Here is a 23394-nt window from a genome sequence, read left to right as displayed (position 1 = left end):
GGTCAGCCTGCCTTGCTTGTAGACAACGGCAGTGCCGGGTCATATGCGGGTGTCACCGAGTGAGCCGCCGTCTGCACCGGTGCGGGACGCGGCATTACGGTCCAGAGCGTGGTGCCGTGCTGCGCGCTGATCCCGGTCAGATCGGCCGCGATTTCTTCACGCAGGTTCCATGGCAGGATCAACAAATGATCGGGCGGATTGTCCCGCAGATGGGTTGGCGAAACCACCGGGATATGCGCACCGGGCAGAAAACGGCCCTGTTTGAATGGCGCGGCATCCGCGATATAGCTCAGCAGCCGACGATCCACGCCGGCATAGTTAAGCAATGTGGTCCCCTTGGCCGCGGCCCCATATCCCGCAACCGTTTCGCCGCGGTCACGGCAGCGCATCAGAAAATCAAGCAACGCATGTGCCGCCCCATTCGCCTGCGCCTGAAGACGGCTGTAATACTCGACTGCGCCAACCCCGACAGAGGCACCAGCCTGCGATCCGCCCGCGCCCTGAGGCACCGTTGCATTCGCCTCGCGGCGCAGCATCGCAGCAACCGCTGCGTGGGTTTCGTGGCTGGCTGCGTCATGGCATGCCCAGACTCGCAGGCTGCCGCCATGGGTCGGTAACTTTTCCAGATCAAAAATCCGCAGGCCGACGCTCCCAAGGATCCGTTTGACCGTGGTCAACGACAGATACGAGAAATGCTCGTGATAGACGGTATCAAACTGTCCCTGTTCTACCAGCTCACACAAATGTGGAAATTCCAGCGAAATCACCCCTTCGGATGCCAGCAACGCCGCAAGACCTTGGGTGAAATCATTGATGTCCGGCACATGGGCATAGACGTTGTTGCCAACAATAAGATCGGCCCCACGTCCGTCACGCGACTTGCGCAATGTCTCAGCCTCTGCGGTGTTAAAGAAGGCCTGCCGGGTTTCAACGGCCTTATTGCGCGCCACATCAGCCGTGCTTGCCGTAGGTTCAAACCCCAGACAGGGAATCCCGGCAGCGACGAAATTTTGTAGCAGGTAGCCATCGTTCGAGGCGATTTCGACCACATAGCTCCCCGCTGTCAGGCCAAACCGCTCAATCGCGCCGTTGCAGAACCGCGTGGCATGATCCAGCCAGCTGCGCGAAGTCGAGGAAAAATAGACATATTCCGCGTCAAACAGATCTTCCGCCGCAGCGTAGTCCTCTGTCTGAACCAGATAGCACTCCGGGCAGAACAGCAATCGCAGGGGGAAATGGACCTCTGGCGCCCGCAATTGCGCGGTTTTTAGATAGGCGTTCGAAGGCGGGGCATGGCCCAGATCCAGAATATCTTGCGACAATTCTGTCGCGCAGTGTCGACACTTCATTGTGGCGCTCTCTCTTTTTGCAAATCATCTGTGACGCGGGAAAAACATGGCAGCGCCCTGTCCCTCTCAGACACCGCGACTGGCGTCAGGGGCCAATCAATGGCCAGATCGGGATCACCATAGTGCAGCCCAGCCTGATGGGCGGGGCGATAGGGGTGTGAATGACTGTAGTGCAGCATCACATCCTCACTAAGGGTCTGAAACCCATGGGCTATACCCGCCGGGATATAGACGCCATCGCCCAGCGCACCGTCCAGCGTTAGTGAGATCCAACGCCCGAAACTGGCGGACCGGGGGCGCATGTCGACCAGCACATCAAAAATCCGCCCTGTCAGACAGACCAACAGCTTGGTTTCAGCAAAGGGGGCGGTTTGATAGTGCATGCCGCGTAGGGTTCCCCTTGCGCTGCTGCGCGACAGATTGGTCTGCGCCCACTGGCTGACCAGACCGGCCTTGGCAAAACTCTCTGCGCAAAACAGACGGCCAAAGGCACCGCGCTGGTCGCGTGATGCGCTCCATCGCACATTGTAGGCGCCAGCCAGAGGCAGTTGATCCAAAATCATGCTGCGGCCTCAAATCTGGCGATCTGCGCCTCAGTGACCTCACGCGGGTCAGCACTGCTCTGCACCGCAGCATACCATGTCATTGTCTCGGCGACGCTGCGCTCAAACCCCCAGCGCGGCGCCCAGCCCAGGCTGCGACGCGCCGCATCGCTGCACAGGCACAAACGCCCGGTTTCGACCCAGTGCCCAGTACCGGACGTATCCTGTGTGACGGTCAGATCAGCATGTGGATAGGCCGCCTTGGCATGCGCGATCAAATCCGCCACAGATTTCTCCGCCTGCGCGTCGGGACCAAAATTCAGCGCAGGCGGCACGGCGTCCGGCGATCCCATAGTCGCGACCTCGGCCAGGCGAATATATCCGGCCAGCGGATCCAGCACATGTTGCCAGGGGCGCACCGCCGCCGGATATCGCAGATGCAGCGGTTGCTCTGCGACAATCGCGCGAACCAGATCCGGAATGATACGGTCCTCAGCCCAATCGCCGCCACCAATCACATTGCCCGCCCGCGCCGTGACAATGCGAATGTCCAGATCCTGTAGAAACGACTGGCGATAAGAGGCCACGAGCAGCTCGGTCGCAGCTTTGCTGGCACTATACGGGTCATGTCCGCCCAGCCGATCTGTCTCGACAAAGGCATGGCGACCCGCAACCGGCGCATAGACCTTATCCGTTGTTGCCACCACGACAGTCATTGGCGCAACCTCAGATCCGGCCATGTCCCGCAACAGTTCCAGCAGGTTCAGCGTCCCTGTGACGTTGCTATCCCATGTCTCGACCGGATCAACATAGGATTGCCGTACCAACGGCTGCGCTGCCAGATGGAACACCACATCAGGGCGATACCCCGCGAACATCTCTGCCAGCTGATCACGATTGCGCAGATCACATATATCGCCGGGAATCAGATCCGCCAGCCCCGCCTTATCGAACAGGCTGTTATCCTCCGCTGGCAACGCAAGTCCGCGCAGCTGCGCACCGAGCCGCGCCAGCATCAACGTCAGCCACGCGCCCTTAAAACCCGTGTGCCCAGTCACTAGGACCTGTTTGCCCTGCCAGAACCCGCTCACGCCCAGACCTTCCAGGGGGCCTTGCCCGTCTCCCACAGCCCTTCAAGATACATCCTGTCCCGCTGGGTATCCATCGCCGCCCAAAATCCGTTGTGTTTGTAGACCGAGAGCTGCTGGCGCGCTGCGAGCGCCTCGACCGGGCCTTTTTCCCAAATGGTGTCCGGCCCCTCGATACTGTCCAGCACCGACGGCTCGCAGACAAAGAACCCGCCGCTGACCCAGTGATGATCCCCTGCCGGTTTTTCGACAAAGCGGGTCGCGGTGGTGCCGTCGATCTCGATGCTGCCAAACCGGCCCGCCGGTTGCACCGCTGTCACGGTGGCCTCAGTGCCCTGCTGGTGATGAAACTGCACCAATGCCTGAAGGTCGACATTGGCCACGCCATCGCCATAGGTCAGGCAGAACGTTTCGTTCAGATAGGGGCGAACCTGGGCAAGCCGACCGCCGGTCTGGGTCATCTCGCCGGTGTCCAGCATGGTGACCTTCCAAGGCTCGCAATTCTTCTGCAACAGCGCCATCTCACCGGTCTGCATGTCGACGCAGATATCGGCATTATGCAGCATATAGTTGGTGAAGTATTCCTTGATCATGTAACCTTTGTAGCCACAGCAGATCACAAAATCGGTGAATCCCTGCGCGCCAAACGACTTCATGATATGCCAGAGGATCGGTTTGCCGCCGATCTCGATCATCGGCTTGGGCCGGAGATGACTTTCTTCACTGATCCGGGTTCCCAGACCACCTGCGAGAATAACGACTTTCATGCGTTCCTCATTGCGTTGCAGTTTCACCGCTCGCCTACGGGATGCCATGAAAGTGGTTAAGACCGGGTGAACCCGCCTCCGGTTGAGCAGCCATTCATCAAAAGAATTACAGCCTGCACCAAGGTGCGCGCGCCCATCAGGTCAGGAAAGACATCGGCGCGCAAAGACGTCGTTCAGATAAGACTGATCGTCGATCACGAACTGGGTCTCGCCGATACGTTCAAAACCCTGCGACAGGTAGAACGCTTTGGCGGGGGTATTTTCGGCATTGCTGGCCAGCCAGACCCGCGCCACGCGCTCCTCTGCGCAATGGGCCAACGCCGCGCGCAGCAAGGCAGTCCCAATGCCCCGCCCATGGTGGCGCGGCTGCACATAGAGCGTTGTGATCTCCACATCCGAACAGCCTGGCACAGGCCCCGGGCTGCCCCGGCTGATGCGGATATAGCCATCAATGCCGACCCTGTTCTGCGAGACAATAAAATGCTCCTGCGGGTTGGCCAGATGCGTCTCAAACTGCGCCGCCGTCAGCTCTGCCAGCGCATAATCGGCAAAGAACCCGCTCACCCCCTCACGCAGATAAGTGCCAACCCAGACCTCCATCGACAACGCCGCCAAGCTGGAGGCATCCGCCACATCTGCAACTCGCAGAGTGAGGTCTGGCTGGTCAGTCACGGCAATGGGTCCTTTCTTTCACTGGAAGTTGAGCGTGGGAATACGATGGGCAAAGCTCTGGTTTGGCGGCGAGGCGCGCGCCCGATCTGGAGGACGTATCACCATGGGTTCTGACGCACACAACATCGAAGCAACCGTAACAGTTCTAAAACAGGAAATGCTGCAAACGCGCCCTCCGGGGAAGAGGTTTGGCGCGGCCCGGCCTTTCAGCCGGGTAAGCGGCAGTCTACACCGTCAAATCTCCTCAACATCCATCACCCCGTCCAGTGACTTCAGCGCGCCTTTGATCTGGGGGTTGATGGGGAAGGGCTGGCCCAGATCCATCTCAACATCACCGGGTAGGTCGGGATCCTGCAGGTACATATAGACTTCCCCCCGCGAGGCGTTGCGGGCGGCGGATTTGGCGTCTTCCAGCACCTGTGCCACCGTCGCCACGGCCTTCGCGTCCGAGACATAGACCCGCAGCGAACTGCGCCCCGCATCGGCAATCGCCGCATCCACCGGCCCGACAGACCGCACCAGCAGTTTCAGCTGATCGCTTTCCATCGTGGCTTCGGCGGTGATCACCACCTTGGCGCCGGTTTCCAGAAATTCGCGTGATTTCTCCAGCACTTCAGAAAACAGCGTGACCTCATAACCGCCGCTGGTGTCCGACAGCTGGGCAAAGGCAAAGCGGTTGCCGCGTGCCGACTTTCGCTCCTGCCGACCGGCGACAATACCGGCCATCTTGGCCATGAACGGCCCGCGCTCTGCTTTGGCCGTGACCTCGTCCAGCGTCATCACATCCTTGCGTTTCAGCGCAGGCATATAGTCGTCCAGCGGATGACCCGAGAGGTAGAACCCAATCGCCTTGAACTCCTCCGACAGCCGCTCAGCAGGTAGCCAGTCCGGGGTGCCGGGCAGACGCGGCTCTGGCAGATCCTCCCCCGCCTCACCAAACAGCGACACCTGACTGGAATTGCGCTGATCATGCACCGCAGACGAATAATCGACCAATGCGCCGAGGCTGTCGAACACCCGGCGGCGGTTGGGGTCCAGCTGGTCAAAGCCCCCCGCCCGTGCCAGCATTTCCAGCGGGCGCTTGCCGACCTTTTTCAGATCCACCCGGCGGGCAAAATCAAACAGCGTGGCAAAGGGTTTGTCCTCACCGCTCTCACGCCGCGCCGCCGTCACAAGGCGCATTGCCTCGACGCCGACGTTTTTCAGCGCGCCCAGCGCATAGACCAGCTCCCCCTTGACCACGTTGAACGTCGCCTCTGAGCGGTTCACGCAGGGCGGCACATAAGGCAGGCGCAGACCTTTTTTGACCTCTTCGAAGTAAATCGCCAGCTTATCCGTCAGATGGATATCACAGTTCATGACGCCCGCCATGAACTCCACCGGGTGGTTCGCCTTCAGCCAGCCGGTCTGGTAGCTGACCACCGCATAGGCCGCCGCGTGGGATTTGTTGAAGCCGTAGTTGGCGAATTTCTCCAAAAGGTCGAACACCTCCGACGCCTTCTTGGCCGGAACGCCGTTTTCCGCCGCGCCTTTCTCAAACTTCGGGCGTTCGGCGTCCATCGCCTCTTTGATCTTCTTACCCATGGCGCGGCGCAGCAGGTCGGCGCCGCCCAGCGTGTAGTTCGCCATCACCTGGGCAATCTGCATCACTTGTTCCTGATAGACGATAATGCCCTGTGTTTCCTCAAGGATATGGTCGATCAGCGGATGCACCGACTGGATCTTTCGCAGGCCGTTCTTCACCTCGCAATAAACCGGGATGTTCTCCATCGGGCCAGGACGATACAGCGCCACCAGCGCCACGATGTCCTCGATACAGGTGGGTTTCATGCGCTTCAGCGCGTCCATCATGCCAGTGGATTCCACCTGGAACACCGCCACCGTCTTGGCCCTTGAGTAGAGGTCATAGGTGACCGCGTCGTCCAGCGGAATGGCGTTGATCTGGTTCTCCGCCCCCTCCGGCGGATCATAAAGCTGGGTGCCATCGGCGGCCACATGCAGATCGCGGCCCGACTGGAAAATCAGATCCATCGCGTTCTGGATCACGGTCAGCGTCTTCAGGCCAAGGAAGTCAAACTTCACCAGACCGGCCTGTTCCACCCATTTCATGTTGAACTGAGTAGCCGGCATGTCCGAACGCGGATCGCGGTAAAGCGGCACCAGCGCATCCAGCGGCCGATCGCCAATCACCACACCCGCCGCGTGGGTACCCGCTGATCGCAACAGCCCCTCAACCTGCATGCCGTATTTCAGCAGCCGGTCGACAACCTCTTCGTTCTCCGCCTCCTCACGCAGCCGCGGCTCTTCACGCAGACTGTCCACGATGGACATCGGTTTTACGCCCTCGACCGGGATCAGCTTGGACAGCCGGTCCACCTGACCATAGGGCATCTGCAAGACCCGCCCCATGTCGCGCACCGCCGCCTTGGACAGGAGCGCGCCAAAGGTGATGATCTGCCCAACTTTGTCGCGGCCGTATTTCTCCTGCACGTATTTGATCACCTCTTCCCGGCGGTCCATGCAGAAGTCGATGTCGAAGTCAGGCATCGACACCCGTTCCGGATTGAGGAAGCGTTCAAACAGCAGAGAATAGCGCAGCGGGTCAAGGTCAGTGATCGTCAGCGCATAAGCCACAAGCGAGCCCGCACCCGATCCCCGCCCCGGCCCAACCGGAATGTCGTGGTCCTTGGCCCATTGGATAAAATCGGCAACGATCAAGAAATAGCCGGGGAACCCCATCCCCTCAATGATACCCAGCTCGAAATCCAGCCGCTCCTGGTATTGCTCAACGCTCACCGCATGGGGGATCACCGCCAGACGTTGTTGCAGACCTTCATTGGCGATACGGCGCAGTTCAGCGACCTCATCATCGGCAAACTTCGGCAGGATCGGGTCGCGCATATAAGCCATAAAGGCGCAGCGCTTGGCGATTTCCACTGTATTTTCAATTGCCTCCGGGAGATCAGCGAACAGTGCCACCATCTCTTCCTGGCTTTTGAAATAATGCTGCGCCGTCAGGCGTCGACGCGGTTCAGCCTGATCGACATAGGCTCCCTCGGCGATGCAGATCATCGCGTCATGGGCCTCATACATCTCTGTATTGGGGAAATAGACATCATTGGTCGCAACCAAGGGCAGCCCCATCGCATAGGCCATCTCGATATGGCCGCGCTCGGTCTGTTTCTCTGCCTCCGGCTGGCCATGTTCCCCCGGATGACGTTGCAGCTCCACATAGAGCCGGTCCGGGAAAGTCGCCGCCAATCGCCGCATCAATTCTTCGGCCGCCGGGCGCTGTCCTTGCTGCAACAGGCAGCCCACAGGCCCGTCCGGCCCGCCGCTCAGACAGATCACATCCGCGCTATGTTCCGCCAACTCCTCTAGCGTCACATAGGGTAGCTCGCTGCCCTGGCGCAGATACAGACAGGAATTGAGCTTCATCAGATGCTCATATCCCGCCTCGCTTTGTGCCAGCAGCACCAGGGGAGCCGGCGGTTTGGGCCGCTCTCCTGGTGCCGGGTCCGAAAATCGCAGGTCCACTTGACAGCCCATGATCGGTTGCACCCCGGCGCCACTGGCTGACACGGAAAACTCCAGCGCCGAGAACAGGTTGTTGCTGTCGGTGACCGCAATTGCGGGCATCTCGTATTTCTTGCACAGATCCGGCAGCTTTTTCAGCCGCACCGCCCCTTCCAGCAAAGAGTATTCTGTATGGGTGCGCAGGTGAATGAATCGGGGAGAACTTGTCATCTGGCCAAGCTACCGGCAGCACAGCCAAGGTTAAAGCGGTTCCGCACCCAACCTACGTAGTTCGCGCAAAAGACCACGGCGCGCTCACCCGCGCCAGCGCTCCTGTCAGCCCCTCGGTTTGCCCCCGGCAAGGCGAAGACCTTCCAAATTGCCAAAAAATTAACCGCTCATTATTCCGCTTTATTTGAAAGTCTTATCAAGATCCGCCTGAAACCTGCGGCAATTCGGCATTAAACCCTTCAAAAATAACAGCATACACCGGCACACCGCAAGGATCTTGCGCCGCTGGCCCGCTCCATGGCAGAGTCACTTTTCCTTGCCAGAACAACAACCTGCTTTCTAGGCTACCGGCAACAAATCTACCAAGGCCCGCCATGTCTTCTACGTCGCATCGAAGGGATGGCACCAAGGGAAAACCAAAGTAACGCGACGGGTTTCTGACATGACAATCACCTTTCAACTGAACGGTGAAGAGGTCGCGCTGACGGAGGTCTCTCCGACGGCGACATTGCTGGACTGGCTCCGCGAAGACCGCGGTCTCACCGGCACCAAGGAAGGCTGTAATGAGGGCGACTGTGGCGCCTGCACGGTGATGGTCACCGATGACCATGGCGCCAAGCCGCTCAATGCCTGCATCCTGTTCCTGCCCCAGTTGCATGGCAAATCCATTCGCACCGTCGAAGGTGCCGCAGGTCCCGATGGCCAGCTGCACCCGGTACAAGAGGCGATGATCACCCATCACGGCAGCCAATGCGGCTTCTGCACTCCGGGGTTCATCATGTCGATGGTCACCGCTCATAAGAATGGTGCGCAGGATCACGACGACCAGCTTGCAGGCAACCTCTGCCGCTGCACCGGCTATGCGCCGATCATCCGCGCCGCCGAAGCCGCTGCTGAGGCTCCGGTGCCCGACTGGATCCGCGCAGAGAACTCTGTCACCTTTCCCGAAATACTCCGGGGGGAGGCCGCAGGCCGGGGGGCAGAGCCCCCTAAGCCAAACAGTGCTGAGCCCCCTGCGTCTCTGCGCCCCACCTCCGCCGACCAACTGGCAGCCGCCTATGCTGCCCGCCCGGACGCGACGCTGATTGCCGGCGCCACGGATGTGGGCCTCTGGGTGACCAAACAGCTGCGCGATCTGCGGGATGTGATTTTTCTGGATGGCTGCGAAGACCTGAAAGAGATCGCTGAACAGCCCGACGGCAGCCTGCGCATCGGCGCGATGGTGGATATGAACCGCCTGCGCAGCGCCCTCGCCGCGCGCCATCCGTCTTATGGCGAAATGCTGCGCCGCTTTGCCAGCCAGCAGGTGCGCGCCGCCGCCACCATTGGCGGCAATATCGCCAATGGCTCTCCCATCGGGGACAATCCGCCTGCGCTGATCGCCCTTGGCGCGACACTGCACCTGCGCTGTGGGGATGCCCGCCGCAGCCTGCCGCTTGAGGAGTTCTTTATCGACTACGGCAAGCAGGACCGCCAGCCCGGCGAATTTGTTGAGGCGATCACCCTACCTGCACGCCCGAAGGGCCAAACTGACGGCTTACGGGTTTACAAGCTCTCCAAACGGTTCGATCAGGATATCTCTGCCGTTCTGGGGGCGTTCAACCTGACAGTTGAAGACGGCCGGGTCACCGCCGCGCGCATCGCCTTTGGCGGCATGGCGGGCGTGCCCAAACGCGCCAGCCATGTGGAGGCGGCATTGGTCGGACACAGCTGGTCGGAAGCGGTATTTGCCGCCGCCAAGGCGGAATTTGCCTGCGATTTCACCCCGATGAGCGATATGCGCGCCTCTGCTGACTACCGGCTGGAGGCTGCCGCCAATATGCTCGCCCGCTATTTTGACGATCTGGGCCAGACGACCACCCCCACCCATGTGCTGGAGGTGAAGTAATGGCTGTTGCAAAACCCCTCCCCCATGACGCAGCGCGCCTGCATGTGACCGGTCAGGCGCGCTATGTCGATGATATTCCGGCGCCGCGTGATACGTTGCATCTGGCCTTTGGCCTCTCCACCGTGGCCCATGGTGATATCACCGCAATGAATCTGGATGCCGTCCGCCAAAGCGACGGCGTGGTTGCCGTGCTGACGGCGGAAGATCTGCCATTTAACAATGACGTCTCGCCGTCTGCCCATGACGAACCGCTCTTGGCCAAGGGCTCTGTTCACTATATCGGCCAGCCGGTGTTTCTGGTGGTCGCCACCTCCCATCGTGCCGCGCGGGTGGCCGCACGCAAAGGCCAGATCAGCTACGCCGAACGCCCGGCCCTTCTGACGCTGGAAGACGCGCTGGCCGCCAACAGCCGGTTCGAAGACGGCCCACGCATCTACAGCAAAGGCGACGCCGACAGCGCCATCCAGACCGCCGCGCATGTGGTTGAGGACACATTCGACCTTGGCGGGCAGGAGCATTTCTACCTCGAAGGTCAGGCCGCCCTCGCGCAGCCGCAGGAGGATGGCGGCATGCTGGTCAACTCCTCAACCCAGCACCCCACCGAAATCCAGCACAAGGTGGCCGAGGCCATTGGCCTGCCGATGCATGCCGTCCGGGTTGAGACCCGCCGCATGGGCGGCGGCTTTGGCGGCAAGGAAAGCCAGGGCAACGCGCTGGCCGTGGCCTGCGCCATCGCCGCACGCGCCACCGGTCGGACCTGCAAGATGCGCTATGACCGCGATGACGACATGACCATCACCGGCAAGCGTCACGCTTTTCACATCTCCTACCGCGCGGGCTTTGACGCCGAGGGGCGCATTCAGGGGGTGGAGTTCACCCATCTGGTCGATTGCGGCTGGGCGCAGGATCTGTCGCTGCCGGTGGCGGATCGCGCCATGCTGCACAGCGACAACGCCTATCTGATCCCTGCGATCCGCATCGAAAGCCACCGGCTGAAAACCAACCGCCAGAGCGCCACCGCCTATCGCGGTTTCGGTGGTCCGCAGGGCATGGTGGGCATCGAACGGCTGATGGATCACGCCGCCCACGCGCTGGGGCTGGACCCGGTCGCGCTGCGCCAACGCAACTATTACGCGCCAATGCAATCCCCCACCGCGCCCTCGGGCGATCCCCACGACAGTTCCGCCCCCGCACCGGGTGCGACAGGCGATCTTGCCTCTCGCGGTGCCCCGGCTGAGCCTGCCGATGTCACCACACCCGCCAAAGATGTGCAGACCACTCCCTATCATATGCCGGTGGAGGACTTCGTCCTGCACGAGCTGACGGCAGAGCTGCTGAACACATCGGATTATGCCGCGCGCAGGGCGGAAATCGCCAAATGGAACGCCGGGAACGATCGGCTCAAGCGCGGCATTGGGTTTTCCCCGGTGAAATTCGGCATTTCCTTCACGCTGACCCATCTCAATCAGGCCGGTGCGCTGGTGCATGTCTATCAGGATGGCTCGGTCCACCTGAACCACGGCGGCACCGAGATGGGCCAGGGCCTGTTTCAGAAGGTGGCACAGGTGGCCGCCAGCCGCTTTGGCATCTCGCTGGAGAAGGTGAAGATCACCGCCACCGACACCGCCAAGGTGCCGAACACCTCGGCCACGGCAGCCTCCTCCGGGACCGACCTCAATGGCATGGCGGTGAAGGCTGCCTGCGACACCATCCGCGACCGCATGGCGGCCTATCTCGCGGAGCGCTATCAGCAGCCGGTCGCAGCCGTGCGGTTTGAGGGTGATCGCGTTATCATTGGCAGCGAAGAGCTGAGCTTCGAGGCGGCGGCGATGGAATGCTACACCGGCCGCATCAGCCTGTCGGCCACCGGGTTTTACAAAACACCGAAACTGGAATGGGACCGTATTCAGGGCAAGGGGCGACCGTTTTTCTATTTTGCCTATGGCGCTGCCATCACCGAAGTTGTCGTCGACCGTCTGACCGGCGAAAACCGCATTCTGCGCGCCGATGTGCTGCATGATGCGGGCGCCTCGCTGAACCCCGCACTGGATATCGGGCAAGTGGAAGGCGCCTATGTGCAGGGTGCGGGCTGGCTCACAACAGAAGAGCTGGTCTGGGATCAGACCGGCAATCTGCGCACCCATGCGCCCTCCACCTACAAGATCCCCGCCTGTTCAGACCGGCCCGATGTGTTCAATGTCGCGCTTTGGAATGGCGAAAACCGCGAGGACAGCATCTATCGCTCCAAAGCGGTGGGGGAGCCGCCCTTTATGCTGGGGATTTCTGCCTGGCTCGCGCTCAGCGACGCGGTTGGGGCTTATGGGGGCGGCTATCCGGCGCTGAATGCGCCCGCAACGGCGGAAGAGCTCTGGCGCGCGGTGCGCCGCATCGCGCCGGGGGCCTGAGCGATGGGGTTTGATCTTCAGGATCTGCGCCGCGGGATTGCGGCCCATGGACCGGTGGTGCGGGTGGTGATTGCCGCCATCCGCGGCTCTTCCCCGCGTGAGGTGGGCGCCGCCATGCTGGTCTGGGACAACGGCCAGTCCGGCACCATCGGCGGCGGCGCGCTGGAGCATGAGGCGGCTGGGGCGGCTCGTGCCCAGCTGGCGACGGGGCGGATGCGACAACAGACCACCCGGGCGCTTGGTCCCGATCTGGGGCAATGCTGTGGCGGCTCTGTCACGCTGTGGAGCGAGATTTACCGCGCTGAAGACCTCGACAACCTCGACGATGAGGTGATCCTGCGGGCGCTGCGGGCAGACTCAGACGAGCCGCCGCTTGCCCTGCGCCGCAAACTGGCCCTGGCCCGCAGTCAGGGGCAGCGCCCCGACCCGCAGCTGAGCGATGGCTGGCTGCTGGAACCTGTGCACCGCCCTGAAACCCCGCTGTGGATCTGGGGGGCGGGCCATGTGGGCCGCGCCCTGGTCGATGTGCTGGCGCCGATGCCGGATCTGGATATCACCTGGGTCGATACCGGGCTTGAGCGCTTTCCCTCTGACATTCCTGCGACTGTCACCGCCGTGCCCGCAGCGGAACCTGCGGCATTGGTGCCCCATGCCCCTGAAAATGCACAGCATTTGGTGCTTACCTATTCCCATGCGCTGGATCTGGCGCTATGCCACGCCCTGTTGCTGCGCGGCTTTGCCTTTGCCGGGGTCATCGGATCTGCCACCAAATGGGCGCGGTTCCGCTCACGGCTCAGGGAATTGGGCCACTGGCCGGATCAGATCGCCCGGCTGACCTGCCCCATGGGCGATCCCGCCCTTGGCAAGCATCCGCAGATGATTGCGGTGGGGGTTGCGGCAGAGCTTTTGCGCCTGGGCGCCACAGACGAGTTGAAGAAGGACAGACGCGCGTGACCCAACCTCTCCTGAGCCTGCAAGGTTTGACAAAGGCCTATCCCGGTGTTGTTGCCAACGATACGGTCTCCTTTGATATCGGCGCGGGAGAGGTTCACGCCCTGCTCGGCGAGAACGGCGCTGGGAAATCGACGCTGGTCAAAATGATCTATGGCCTCGTGAAGCCTGATAGCGGCAAGATGCTACTGCGCGGGGAACCCTATACCCCCGGCGAGCCGCGCCAGGCCCGCGCTGATGGCATTGCCATGGTGTTTCAGCATTTTTCGCTGTTTGACGCGCTGAACGTGGCGGAAAATATCGCTCTTGGTATGGAAACCCCACCTGCGCTGCGCGATCTGGCGACGCAGATCCGCAAAGTGTCCGAGACCTACGGCCTGCCGCTGGATCCCTACCGCACGGTAGGCGACCTCTCTGCCGGCGAACGGCAACGGGTCGAAATTATCCGCTGCCTGCTGCAGGATCCCAAGCTGTTGATCATGGACGAGCCGACCTCTGTTCTGACCCCGCAGGAGGTGGAGATCTTGTTTGAAACCCTGCAAAAGCTGCGCGCTGAGGGCACGTCGATCCTGTATATTTCGCACAAGCTGGAAGAGATCCGCACGCTCTGTGATCATGCAACCATTCTGCGGCTGGGCAAGAATGTCGGTGAATGTGTGCCCTCTGAGACCTCGGCCCGCGATATGGCAGAGATGATGGTGGGCACAGCGCTGCAAACCCCGGAACGCTCCGGCCGCGCACTTGGCGAGGTGGCGCTGGATATCACAGGTCTGTCGGTGCCGGCACCGTCGGCCTTTGGCACCACGCTGAAAAATGTGCATCTGACCGTGCGCAAAGGCGAGATCCTGGGCGTCGGTGGTGTGGCCGGGAACGGTCAGGATGAATTGCTGGCGGTGCTGTCGGGTGAAACCACAACTGCGGCAGATGCTGTCACCCTGCATGGGGCACCGGTTGGCAATCTGGGCCCCGTGGCGCGTCGCCGACTGGGTATTCTGGCCGCCCCGGAGGAGCGTCTGGGTCATGCGGCCGCACCGGATATGAGCCTGACGGAAAATGCCATGCTGACCGCCGCCACCCGCGAAGGCCTGTCCAATCGCGGGTTCCTGAAATGGGGGGCGGCAGCTGAGTTTGCCAAACGGGTGATCACGGAGTTTGACGTGCGCACACCGGGCCCCGAGAATGCGGCCCGGTCGCTGTCAGGCGGCAACCTGCAGAAATTTGTCATTGGCCGCGAGGTCTTGCAGCGCCCTGACGTATTGGTGGTGAACCAACCGACCTGGGGCGTCGACGCCGCCGCAGCCGCCGCGATCCGCCAGTCCCTGCTGGATCTGGCAGCGGGCGGCACCGCCATCATCTGCATCAGCCAGGATCTGGACGAGCTGATGGAGATCGCCGACAGTTTTGCCGCCCTGAATGAGGGCCGGTTGAGCGCGCCGCGCCCCACGGCGGGTCTCAGTGTCGATGAGATCGGCCTGATGATGGGCGGCGCCCATGGGATGGAAGTGGCGCATGTGTGACGCTTTGACCTCCCGCCGAAGCGGTCTGCTGCTGGAGGCCGATGCCTCCGGCGGGAGTATTTTTAGAAAGATGACAAGATCCGGAGATCAAAACTCCGGCCAACGGGGGCATTGGGGATGATCCGGCTTGAAAAAAGACCGCAACCATCGCGGGTTTGGTCCATGGCCACGCCGCTGGTGGCGGTACTGGCAACAATGATGGCAGGCGGGCTGTTGTTCGCGGCCCTGGGCAAAGACCCGGCGGAGGCAATCCGCACGATTTTCTGGGAACCGCTGTTTGGCGAATTTGCCTTTTACTACCGACCTCAGCTGCTGATCAAAGGCGCGCCACTGGTGCTGATCGCCATTGGTCTCAGTCTCGGTTTTCGCGCCGGGATCTGGAACATCGGCGCCGAGGGACAGTACATCATGGGGGCGCTGTTTGGCGCGGGCACAGGCCTTGCGTTCTACCCCATGGAGGCCTGGTTCATCTTTCCGCTGATGGTTGTTGCCGGGGCTGTGGGCGGCTGGCTATGGGCCATAATTCCGGCGTTCCTAAAGACCCGTTTTGGCACCAATGAGATCCTTGTCTCCCTGATGCTGGTCTATGTGGCGCAGCAGTTTCTGGCGTCGATGTCCTTGGGGTTGATGAAAAACCCCGAAGGCTTTGGCTTTCCCGGCAGCCGCAACCTCAGCGAATACGCTAGCGCCAACAGCTGGATCGACCAGGATCTGGGGCTGCATTGGGGTGTTGCTGCGGCGCTGATCGCGGTGATCTTTGCCTATATCCTGCTCAATCGGCATATGCTGGGCTATCATATCCGCCTGACTGGCGAGGCCCCGCGTGCGGCCCGTTTTGCCGGTGTGAAACCTGCGCGGCTGATCCTGTTTTGCCTGGGCACATCCGGCGCGCTGGCCGGGTTGGCAGGCCTATTTGAGGTGGCGGGACCATCGGGGCAGGTCAGCATTGATTTCAACGTCGGCTACGGGTTCACCGCGATTATCGTCGCCTTTCTGGGCCGCTTGCATCCGGTGGGTATTCTGCTGGCCGGCGGGTTGATGGCGCTGACCTATATCGGCGGCGATATCGCGCAGTCCAACATGGGACTGCCATCCGCCGCGATCCAGGTCTTTCAGGGAATGCTGCTGTTCTTCCTGCTGGCGTTCGATTTGCTCACCAATTTCCGCATCACGCTGCGCAAGCGGGAGGTAGCGTGATGCCAAGGCCTGCATTCTGGTGGAGCCTCGCGGTATTGGGCACCGTCCTGCCCTGGCTGTTCTTTGCGTCATTCATTGCACAGCACGGCCTGTCGCCAGTTCTTTTCATAATGGCGTTGTTTGAGAATGGGGCTGCTGCGGGGTTTTCGACGGATATCCTGCTGTCGATCCCAATATTCTGGACCTGGTCCTTCTTTGACGCCAAACGCGAAGGCGTCGGCCTGTGGTGGCTGACCCTGCCTGCGGCCTTCACGGTTGGCCTCTCCCTTGCCTTGCCACTCTATTTTGCCCTGCGTGAAACGAGGAACGCCTGATATGGATCTCTCTGCAATCAATCCCGTCCTCCTTGTCGCCTCGCTGATGGTGGCGGCCACCCCGATCCTGATCGCTGCTATTGGCGAATTGGTGGTGGAGAAATCAGGCGTTCTCAATCTTGGTGTCGAAGGCATGATGATCACCGGCGCCATCGCCGGTTTCGCCACAGCGGTTGAGACCGGATCGCCGCTCTTGGGCTTTGTCGCGGCGGCCTTTGCGGGGGCGCTGCTGTCGGTGTTGTTTGGGTTTCTCACCCAGTTTGCCCAGGCCAATCAGGTCGCTTCGGGTCTGGCGTTGACCCTGTTTGGACTGGGTTTGTCAGCGCTGATGGGGCAATCCTATGTGGGGGTGAAGCCGCCACAAATGGGCGACATCCATATCCCCGTCTTGAGCGATCTGCCGGTGGTGGGTCCGATCCTCTTTGGCCATGATATCATCCTCTATTTCGGCATCGCACTGACCGCCGCTGTTTGGGCTTTGCTCAAGTTCTCCCGCGCCGGGTTGATCCTGCGGGCTGTTGGCGAAAACCACGACGCCGCCCATGCGCTTGGCTACAAGGTGGTCCGCATCCGCCTGATGGCAATCCTGTTCGGCGGTGCATGCGCCGGCGTTGGCGGCGCCTATATCAGCCTCATCCGGGTGCCCCAGTGGACCGAGGGCATGACCGCCGGCGTGGGCTGGATTGCGCTGGCGCTGGTGGTCTTTGCCAGCTGGAAGCCATGGCGCGCACTGCTGGGTGCCTATCTTTTTGGCGGTGTCACCGTGGTGCAGCTCAATCTTCAGGCCGCAGGCGTTGCCATCCCGGTCGAGTATCTGGCAATGTCGCCTTATCTGATCACCATTCTGGTGCTTGTCATTCTATCGGCCGATAAAAGCAGTGCACCGGCTGCACTTGGCCGTAACTTCCACGCCTCTCGCTAAGTGCCAGCGGGGAGCTGTCTTTTGGTTCGGCTTCGGTCGGACCACCACACATCAGATCGTGCAACGTCACGGCTGCAAGATAACCAACATGAGGGGACCCTTTGATGAATGTGAGCAAACTTCTGACCAGCGCCGCCATGGCCCTGGGCCTGGCCACCAGCGCGATGGCCGACGATCAGACCAAGGTCGGCTTTGTCTATGTCGGTCCGGTCGGCGATGGCGGCTGGACCTATGAGCACGATCAGGGCCGCAAGGCCGTGGTTGAGAAATTCGGCGACAAGGTCGAAACGGTCTATGTCGAAAACGTCGCCGAAGGCCCAGATGCCGAGCGTGTGATCACCCAAATGGCCCTACAGGGCGCGGATCTGATCTTTACCACGTCCTTTGGCTATATGGATCCGACCAACAACGTCGCCAAGAAATTCCCGAACGTGAAATTCGAACACGCCACCGGGTACAAGCGTGCCGACAATGTCTCCACCTACTCGGCCCGTTTCTACGAAGGCCGTGCGGTGCAGGGCCACATCGCGGGCAATCTCACCGAGAGCAATATCGTCGGCTACATCGGCTCCTATCCGATCCCCGAAGTGATCCGCGGCATCAACTCGGCCTATCTGCACGCCAAGAAGGTGAACCCCGATGTGGAGTTCAAAATCGTCTGGGCCTTCACCTGGTTTGACCCGGCGAAGGAAGCCGACGCTGCCAAGGTTCTGATCGAACAGGGCGCCGACGTGATCCTGCAGCACACCGACTCAACCGCGCCGCAGGCCGCCGCGCAGGCTGCTGGCAATGTCTATACCTTCGGGCAGGCCTCCGACATGGCCGAGTATGCGCCGAAACCCCGCGTGTCCTCAATCATTGATGACTGGGCACCCTATTACATCGCCCGCACCCAGGCGGTGATGGATGGCAGCTGGGAGAGCACCGACACCTGGCACGGTATCGGCGACGGCATGGTGAAAATCGGCGAGATCACCGATGCGGTTCCCGCTGACATCAAGGAAGAAGCTCTGGCGCTCAAGGCAAGCCTGGCCGATGGCTCCTACCATGCGTTCACCGGTCCGATCAAAAAACAGGACGGCAGCGACTGGCTGGCAGAGGGTGAGACCGCGGATGACGGCACGCTGGCGGGCATGAACTTCTTCGTCGAAGGCATTCAAGGCGATATCCCGCAGTAAGCGGTGCCACCTCTTCAACGATGTAATGACACGAAAGGCCCGCCTCATCCGGCGGGCCTTTTCCATAGATACCCCTCACTGCACCGGCAGAACACAGTCCCGCCTAGGCAAAGATCCTCTCGCCCGTCACCTTTCCATAAATACTCAAATTCCCCAGCCGCTGCCAAGCACCTCAGTCGCGGCGGAATACCCGCAGTGCCAGCAGCACCCGTGATCCAGCAGTCACCAGACAGAGCGCACCAAACACCCAGGCCAGCGGCGCAAACCACTGCGGCAGCAGGCACAGGAGAACAAAGAACCCGATGGTCTCCGCCCCCTCCAGCAGGCCTCCGGTGAAATAAAGCGTCTTCACGCCGCGCGCCGTGCTCTTCATCTTGTGCTTTTCCGCCAGAACCGCGTAGCCCAGAAAACTGGTGCCGTTCACATAGAACGTCATCAACAGGAAGGCGCCCGCCACCGCGTTCTGGGCCGGATCCGCCAACACAAAGGCGAGCGGCACCGCGCCGTAGAACAGGAAATCGCAGGTGATATCGAGATAGCCGCCAAAATCACTTGGTTCACTGGCCCGCGCCACCGCGCCGTCCAGACCATCGGCCAGCCGTGACAGCAACAGCGGCAGCAGCGCCAGCGCAAACAGGCCGCAGGCAATCATCACCGCCGCCACCAGTCCCAGCGCCAGCCCGGTCAGCGTGACCTGATTGGCGCTGATCCCGGCACGGGCAATCACCTGCCCCTGCGCGTTCAGCATCGGATCGATCAGCGGGCGGATTTTTGAATCAAACATACTCTCCCCTACCCCGCGCACCGGGGCTTTGCCACTCACGATTATGATAGGCGGAATGCGGGATTTCTCGCAGATATCTTTGCGCCAATATCTGACATTTTGCACTTTTGGTTGCGGCGCACTCGTGCCACGCTGCGGCGCATGAGCACCGATTTGATCAGCCTAGACGGCACCCCCGCCAGCGCCCTTGCCTTTGGCACCATGCAGTTTGGCGGCCGCGCCAATGCCGCGCAATCGGCAGCGATGTATGATGCCTGCCGCGCCGCAGGGATCACCCATTTTGATACCGCATGGGTTTATACCGATGGGGCCAGCGAAGAGATCCTCGGCCAGTTGATCCGGGACGCCCGCGACAGCCTGCTGATCGCCACCAAGGTTGCTTACACCGGCGGCGCAGGCCCTGAGAATATCCGCCGCCAGCTGGATCAGTCGCGGGCGCGTCTGGGGCAGGATATGGTCGATATCCTGTATCTGCACCGCTACGACGAAGAAACGGATCTGCGCGAAACGCTTGCCTCACTGGCCGAGCTGCGCGCGGCGGGGCAGTTTCGCTATCTCGGACTGTCGAACTTTGCCGCCTGGCAGGTGATGAAAGCGATTATGGTCGGGCAGGAGTTCGACCTGCGGCCCGCGATCCTGCAGCCGATGTATTCGCTGATCAAACGTCAGGTGGAGGTGGAAATTTTACCGATGTGCGGCGACCAGGGCCTGCATGTGGCGCCCTATTCCCCCTTAGGCGGTGGCATGTTGACCGGGAAATATGCTGGCGCACCGGCTGCGGGCAACAGCCGTGGCCGACTGGACGAGGATCCGCGCTACCGCGAACGCTATGGCCAGCCGTGGATGCAGGACACCGCCGCCGCCCTTGTGGCAGTGGCACAGGAGATGGAGGTTGATCCTGCCAGTCTTGCTGTGGCCTGGGCTGCCGCCTATGGGGACAATGTGACGCCCATCGTCTCGGCCCGATCAGTCGAACAGCTGCGCCCGTCCCTGGCGGCGCTTGATATCGACATGGGGGCGGATCTCTATGACCGGATTGCAGCCATAAGCCCGCGCCCCGCGCCGGCCACCGACCGACTGGAGGAACATACATGACCAAAGTTGATTATCTCGTGATCGGCGGCGGACTGGCTGGTCTCAGCGCCGCTGCCGCCCTTGCCCCACGTGGTGGCCGCGTCCTGGTGTTAGAGCGCGAAGAGGCGCTTGGCTATCACTCCTCAGGCCGCTCTGCCGCGATGTTTGAGGCCAATTACGGCCCCGCCCCGGTACAGGTGCTGAGCCGCGCCAGCGAGGCGCATCATCGTGCAAAGGGCTGCCTCAGCCCGCGCGGAATGCTCTTGGTCGGCGGCACCGATCAGGCAGAAATCTTTCAAACCGATTGCGCTGACCTCGGGCTGACGCCAATCACGGTTGCGGCGGCCTGCGAGATGGTGCCAGTGCTTGATCCCGAACAGGTCGGATTTGCAGCATACCACGATGCCGCGCAGGATCTGGATGCGGACCTGCTGTTGCAGGGGTTTGCACGCGCCGTACGCACCCATGGCGGTGAGATCCGCACCCGCGCCAGGATCATCGCCCTGAATCGCACCGCTGCGGAGTGGCAGGTCGATATCGTCGGCGATCAGATCACCGCAGGCACCATCATCAATGCCGCTGGGGCCTGGGCGGATGAGCTGGCCACACTGGCGGGCATTGCCCCGATTGGCCTGCAACCCAAACGTCGCTCCATGGCGCGACTGCCTGCACCGGGTGGTCACGATGTCAGCCACTGGCCGATGACCATGGGGGCCGGTGAAACCTGGTATGCCAAACCCGATGCGGGCAAGCTGCTTGTCTCTCCCGCTGAGGCAGATCCGGTGCCGCCCCAGGATGCCTACGCCGATGACATGGTACTGGCCGAAGGGCTGGCCCGCTACGAGGCAATGGTAACCACACCGGTCACCCGGGTCGAACACAACTGGGCCGGGCTGCGCAGTTTCGTGGCCGATGGTGTGCCCGTGCTGGGCCCGGATCCTGCGGAGACCCGTTTTGTCTGGTGTGCTGGTCAGGGCGGCTACGGTGTGCAGACCTCGCCCGCAGCCGGGCGGCTGATCGCCGATCTTGTCACCGGGCATCCCCCCGAAATTGACGCTGTAACCCTTGCATCCCTTAGCCCGGAAAGGCTGCGCTGATGGTTGTTCGCACGGTTCCCGGAGAGGCCTCAGTCGCGCTGTCGGATACAGGGGCCAAGCTGTTTGCCCCGTCGGCGGCGCGCAACCTTGACGCCATTGCCGATCTGCTGGCCCAGATCGCAACCGCACCAGAACACTCACACACCCGCCGTCCCCGCGCGCTGGAAATTGCCAGCGGCACAGGCCAGCATATGATCGGCTTTGCCCGCCGCTGCGCCCATCTGGACTGGCAACCCACCGACGTCGACCCGGCACGGCTGAGCAGTATCGACGCTTATGTCGCCGACAGTGGCTGTAGAAATGTCGCCGCCGCTCTTCAGCTGGACGCCACCGAAGCCCCCTGGCCTGCCAATATTGGGACCTTTGAGCTGATCGTGTTGAGCAATCTGTTGCACCTGATCAGCATACCGGAGGCCAAGAGCCTGATCCGCAACGCCGCCGATCATTTGGCCCCCGGCGGACAATTCCTGATATACGGCCCCTTTCAACGTGGCGGAGAGCTGACCAGCGACGGCGACCGCGCCTTTCACGCCAAGCTGACCGCCCATGACCCCGAGGTCGGTTACAAGGATGATTTCGACGTGATGGACTGGCTACAGGCCAGCGGGCTAGAGATGCGCAATGTGGTCGAAATGCCCGCCAACAATCTGGCGCTGGTGGCAAGACGTTAAGGTATCTTGAGGCCAGACGGCCGTTGCACGCGGCGACATCAGCGGGAGTGTGTGATCTTTTGGTGCCGGAACTTGCCGCTGTCTTGTAATAGAACTAGGGTCGATCCTTCGCCGCGATGCAACCCGCGCTGCTCGCCTAACGCGCGCGCACTCAGATCCAAGACACAAAGGTTATCATGACACTCAACTGGGCAATTATCGGCACCGGGTTCATCTCCAACAAGGCGATTGACGGCATCAAGAAAAGCGATGGATCGCAGCTATATAGTGTGTTTGGGCGGCAGCCTGATCTGGTTGCGGATTTTCAGGCGCGCCATGATATTCCCCATGGTCTGACGGATCTTGACGCGGTGCTGTCTGACCCGGCGCTGGATGCGATCTATATCGGGCTGCCAAACCATATGCATCATGTCGTCACCATGAAGGCGGCGCAGGCGGGCCTGGCCGTTCTATCGGAGAAATCGCTGACCACCACCATGGCCGAGGCCGACGCGCTGCTGGGCGCGGTCGCGGATGCGGGCACTTTCTTTGTCGAGGGGCTGATGTATCTGGCACATCCGCTTCTGGCGCGGTTTGTCGAGGTTCTGCGCGATGGTCGGCTTGGCGCGTTGCGTAGTATCAACGGGTATTACTGCGCCGACATCTGGCAATTCGTGAACCCCAAAGGCATGGGAACGCTCTATAATCTAGGGTGCTACCCGGCCTCTTTGCTACAGCTGACGGTACAGACGATGTGTGGCGACGACGCGTTTGGTCAGCGCCAGCTGCACGGGTTTGGCAATCTCAACAATGATGGAACGGTCTGCGACGCGGCCTGCTCGGTGCGGTTTGGAAACGGTGTTCTGGCCACGCTGCACTCTACCGACTCCTACGGGACCGGCAATGCGTTCACTGTGATCGGCGACAATGGCATTCTGAGTTTCGAAACCAACCCGTGGCAGCCCATCGAAGGTCGCAGCACGCTCAAATGGTCGCCATTTGACGGGGACGCGGAACTGATCCACGTCGAGGATCCCCATGACGCGTTCTATCACCAAACGAAGCTGGTCGAGCATCATGTCGCACGGTCCGACCGCGAAGCCGCGCGCCCGTCGCCCCGGCATCGTGACAGCTGGGAGATCATGGAGTTTCTCACCACTTGGGAAGCCTCCTGCCGCGCAGCCCTGACAGACTAAAATGGAGTTTCAGGACAGAACGCAAAAGCCCCGGCACATTGGCCGGGGCTTTCTTT

General features: G+C 61.4%; 19 protein-coding genes. 12 read left to right on the top strand and 7 right to left on the bottom strand.

The genetic code is table 11. From position 1 onward, the window contains the following. Positions 1–2 precede the first annotated feature (2 nt). The 6 genes from PhaeoP97_RS03455 to dnaE form a co-directional block, all read right to left on the bottom strand. Positions 3–1349, bottom strand: a complete 1347-nt coding sequence (locus PhaeoP97_RS03455) for a class I SAM-dependent methyltransferase (protein ID WP_083570314.1) — start codon at positions 1347–1349, stop codon at positions 3–5. Then, positions 1346–1912: a dTDP-4-dehydrorhamnose 3,5-epimerase family protein gene (locus tag PhaeoP97_RS03450; protein WP_072503891.1), complete on the bottom strand. Its 567-nt coding sequence runs from the start codon at positions 1910–1912 to the stop codon at positions 1346–1348. Before PhaeoP97_RS03450 ends, PhaeoP97_RS03455 begins: the two co-directional genes overlap by 4 nt. After that, positions 1909–2982 carry a CDP-glucose 4,6-dehydratase gene (gene rfbG, locus PhaeoP97_RS03445; protein ID WP_083570417.1) on the bottom strand — a complete coding sequence of 358 codons (1074 nt, stop codon included), beginning with the start codon at positions 2980–2982 and terminating at the stop codon, positions 1909–1911. Before rfbG ends, PhaeoP97_RS03450 begins: the two co-directional genes overlap by 4 nt. Beyond that, complete coding sequence (gene rfbF / locus PhaeoP97_RS03440) at positions 2979–3746, bottom strand: glucose-1-phosphate cytidylyltransferase (protein WP_072503890.1); 768 nt, start codon at positions 3744–3746, stop codon at positions 2979–2981. The genes rfbG and rfbF overlap by 4 nt, the downstream gene beginning before the upstream one ends. A gap of 141 nt (positions 3747–3887) precedes the next feature. Further along, positions 3888–4418 (bottom strand): GNAT family N-acetyltransferase, encoded by a 531-nt coding sequence (locus PhaeoP97_RS03435; protein ID WP_072503889.1) that lies wholly within the window; start codon positions 4416–4418, stop codon positions 3888–3890. Positions 4419–4652: 234 nt separating this feature from the next. Further along, positions 4653–8165, bottom strand: a complete 3513-nt coding sequence (dnaE, locus tag PhaeoP97_RS03430; RefSeq protein WP_072503888.1) for a DNA polymerase III subunit alpha — start codon at positions 8163–8165, stop codon at positions 4653–4655. Positions 8166–8607: 442 nt separating this feature from the next. Between dnaE and xdhA the strand changes: the two genes are divergently transcribed. The 8 genes from xdhA to PhaeoP97_RS03390 all read left to right on the top strand — a co-directional run bounded on the left by xdhA (position 8608) and on the right by PhaeoP97_RS03390 (position 18537). Further along, on the top strand, positions 8608–10053 hold the full coding sequence (xdhA, locus tag PhaeoP97_RS03425; protein ID WP_072503887.1) for a xanthine dehydrogenase small subunit: 1446 nt from the start codon (positions 8608–8610) through the stop codon (positions 10051–10053). Then, the gene (gene xdhB / locus PhaeoP97_RS03420) at positions 10053–12458 is read left to right on the top strand and encodes a xanthine dehydrogenase molybdopterin binding subunit (RefSeq protein ID WP_072503886.1); all 2406 of its coding nucleotides are present in this window, start codon (positions 10053–10055) and stop codon (positions 12456–12458) included. Before xdhA ends, xdhB begins: the two co-directional genes overlap by 1 nt. 3 nt (positions 12459–12461) lie before the next feature. Beyond that, complete coding sequence (gene xdhC / locus PhaeoP97_RS03415) at positions 12462–13412, top strand: xanthine dehydrogenase accessory protein XdhC (protein ID WP_072503885.1); 951 nt, start codon at positions 12462–12464, stop codon at positions 13410–13412. Further along, entirely contained in the window at positions 13409–14926 is a 1518-nt protein-coding gene (locus PhaeoP97_RS03410; RefSeq protein ID WP_072503884.1) for an ABC transporter ATP-binding protein, read from the top strand. The genes xdhC and PhaeoP97_RS03410 overlap by 4 nt, the downstream gene beginning before the upstream one ends. Before the next feature lie 117 nt (positions 14927–15043). Then, positions 15044–16123 carry an ABC transporter permease gene (locus PhaeoP97_RS03405; protein ID WP_072503883.1) on the top strand — a complete coding sequence of 360 codons (1080 nt, stop codon included), beginning with the start codon at positions 15044–15046 and terminating at the stop codon, positions 16121–16123. Then, entirely contained in the window at positions 16123–16437 is a 315-nt protein-coding gene (locus tag PhaeoP97_RS03400) for a DUF2834 domain-containing protein (RefSeq protein ID WP_072503882.1), read from the top strand. The genes PhaeoP97_RS03405 and PhaeoP97_RS03400 overlap by 1 nt, the downstream gene beginning before the upstream one ends. Position 16438: 1 nt before the next feature. Further along, positions 16439–17359 carry an ABC transporter permease gene (locus tag PhaeoP97_RS03395; RefSeq protein WP_072503881.1) on the top strand — a complete coding sequence of 307 codons (921 nt, stop codon included), beginning with the start codon at positions 16439–16441 and terminating at the stop codon, positions 17357–17359. A gap of 104 nt (positions 17360–17463) precedes the next feature. Continuing rightward, positions 17464–18537: a BMP family ABC transporter substrate-binding protein gene (locus tag PhaeoP97_RS03390; protein ID WP_072503880.1), complete on the top strand. Its 1074-nt coding sequence runs from the start codon at positions 17464–17466 to the stop codon at positions 18535–18537. 172 nt (positions 18538–18709) lie between these two features. Here PhaeoP97_RS03390 and PhaeoP97_RS03385 read toward each other — a convergent pair whose 3' ends face one another. Continuing rightward, positions 18710–19321, bottom strand: a complete 612-nt coding sequence (locus PhaeoP97_RS03385; RefSeq protein ID WP_072503879.1) for a CDP-alcohol phosphatidyltransferase family protein — start codon at positions 19319–19321, stop codon at positions 18710–18712. A 141-nt stretch (positions 19322–19462) separates the two neighbouring features. On the opposite strand from PhaeoP97_RS03385, the gene PhaeoP97_RS03380 reads away from it, so the two are divergent. The 4 genes from PhaeoP97_RS03380 (at position 19463) to PhaeoP97_RS03365 (ending at position 23338) form a co-directional block, all read left to right on the top strand. Further along, positions 19463–20416, top strand: a complete 954-nt coding sequence (locus PhaeoP97_RS03380) for an aldo/keto reductase (RefSeq protein WP_072503878.1) — start codon at positions 19463–19465, stop codon at positions 20414–20416. Beyond that, positions 20413–21492: an NAD(P)/FAD-dependent oxidoreductase gene (locus PhaeoP97_RS03375; protein ID WP_072503877.1), complete on the top strand. Its 1080-nt coding sequence runs from the start codon at positions 20413–20415 to the stop codon at positions 21490–21492. Before PhaeoP97_RS03380 ends, PhaeoP97_RS03375 begins: the two co-directional genes overlap by 4 nt. Beyond that, positions 21492–22163, top strand: coding sequence for a DUF938 domain-containing protein (locus PhaeoP97_RS03370; RefSeq protein WP_072503876.1), 672 nt, complete (start codon positions 21492–21494; stop codon positions 22161–22163). Before PhaeoP97_RS03375 ends, PhaeoP97_RS03370 begins: the two co-directional genes overlap by 1 nt. 176 nt (positions 22164–22339) lie before the next feature. Next, entirely contained in the window at positions 22340–23338 is a 999-nt protein-coding gene (locus PhaeoP97_RS03365; RefSeq protein ID WP_072503875.1) for a Gfo/Idh/MocA family protein, read from the top strand. Positions 23339–23394 lie beyond the last annotated feature (56 nt).

The sequence above is a fragment of the Phaeobacter porticola genome, from assembly GCF_001888185.1.
Taxonomy (GTDB): Bacteria; Pseudomonadota; Alphaproteobacteria; order Rhodobacterales; family Rhodobacteraceae; genus Phaeobacter; species Phaeobacter porticola.
This window is presented reverse-complemented; position numbering and strand designations above follow the sequence as displayed.

What these genes read in the sequence shown, in the direction of transcription:
- PhaeoP97_RS03455 (WP_083570314.1), bottom strand. Translation starts at nt 1,349, where the DNA reads ATGAAGTGTCGACACTGCGCGACAGAATTGTCGCAAGATATTCTGGAT.
- PhaeoP97_RS03450 (WP_072503891.1), bottom strand. Translation starts at nt 1,912, where the DNA reads ATGATTTTGGATCAACTGCCTCTGGCTGGCGCCTACAATGTGCGATGG.
- rfbF (WP_072503890.1), bottom strand. Translation starts at nt 3,746, where the DNA reads ATGAAAGTCGTTATTCTCGCAGGTGGTCTGGGAACCCGGATCAGTGAA.
- dnaE (WP_072503888.1), bottom strand. Translation starts at nt 8,165, where the DNA reads ATGACAAGTTCTCCCCGATTCATTCACCTGCGCACCCATACAGAATAC.
- xdhA (WP_072503887.1), top strand. Translation starts at nt 8,608, where the DNA reads ATGACAATCACCTTTCAACTGAACGGTGAAGAGGTCGCGCTGACGGAG.
- xdhB (WP_072503886.1), top strand. Translation starts at nt 10,053, where the DNA reads ATGGCTGTTGCAAAACCCCTCCCCCATGACGCAGCGCGCCTGCATGTG.
- xdhC (WP_072503885.1), top strand. Translation starts at nt 12,462, where the DNA reads ATGGGGTTTGATCTTCAGGATCTGCGCCGCGGGATTGCGGCCCATGGA.
- PhaeoP97_RS03405 (WP_072503883.1), top strand. Translation starts at nt 15,044, where the DNA reads ATGATCCGGCTTGAAAAAAGACCGCAACCATCGCGGGTTTGGTCCATG.
- PhaeoP97_RS03400 (WP_072503882.1), top strand. Translation starts at nt 16,123, where the DNA reads ATGCCAAGGCCTGCATTCTGGTGGAGCCTCGCGGTATTGGGCACCGTC.
- PhaeoP97_RS03395 (WP_072503881.1), top strand. Translation starts at nt 16,439, where the DNA reads ATGGATCTCTCTGCAATCAATCCCGTCCTCCTTGTCGCCTCGCTGATG.
- PhaeoP97_RS03390 (WP_072503880.1), top strand. Translation starts at nt 17,464, where the DNA reads ATGAATGTGAGCAAACTTCTGACCAGCGCCGCCATGGCCCTGGGCCTG.
- PhaeoP97_RS03385 (WP_072503879.1), bottom strand. Translation starts at nt 19,321, where the DNA reads ATGTTTGATTCAAAAATCCGCCCGCTGATCGATCCGATGCTGAACGCG.
- PhaeoP97_RS03380 (WP_072503878.1), top strand. Translation starts at nt 19,463, where the DNA reads ATGAGCACCGATTTGATCAGCCTAGACGGCACCCCCGCCAGCGCCCTT.
- PhaeoP97_RS03375 (WP_072503877.1), top strand. Translation starts at nt 20,413, where the DNA reads ATGACCAAAGTTGATTATCTCGTGATCGGCGGCGGACTGGCTGGTCTC.
- PhaeoP97_RS03370 (WP_072503876.1), top strand. Translation starts at nt 21,492, where the DNA reads ATGGTTGTTCGCACGGTTCCCGGAGAGGCCTCAGTCGCGCTGTCGGAT.
- PhaeoP97_RS03365 (WP_072503875.1), top strand. Translation starts at nt 22,340, where the DNA reads ATGACACTCAACTGGGCAATTATCGGCACCGGGTTCATCTCCAACAAG.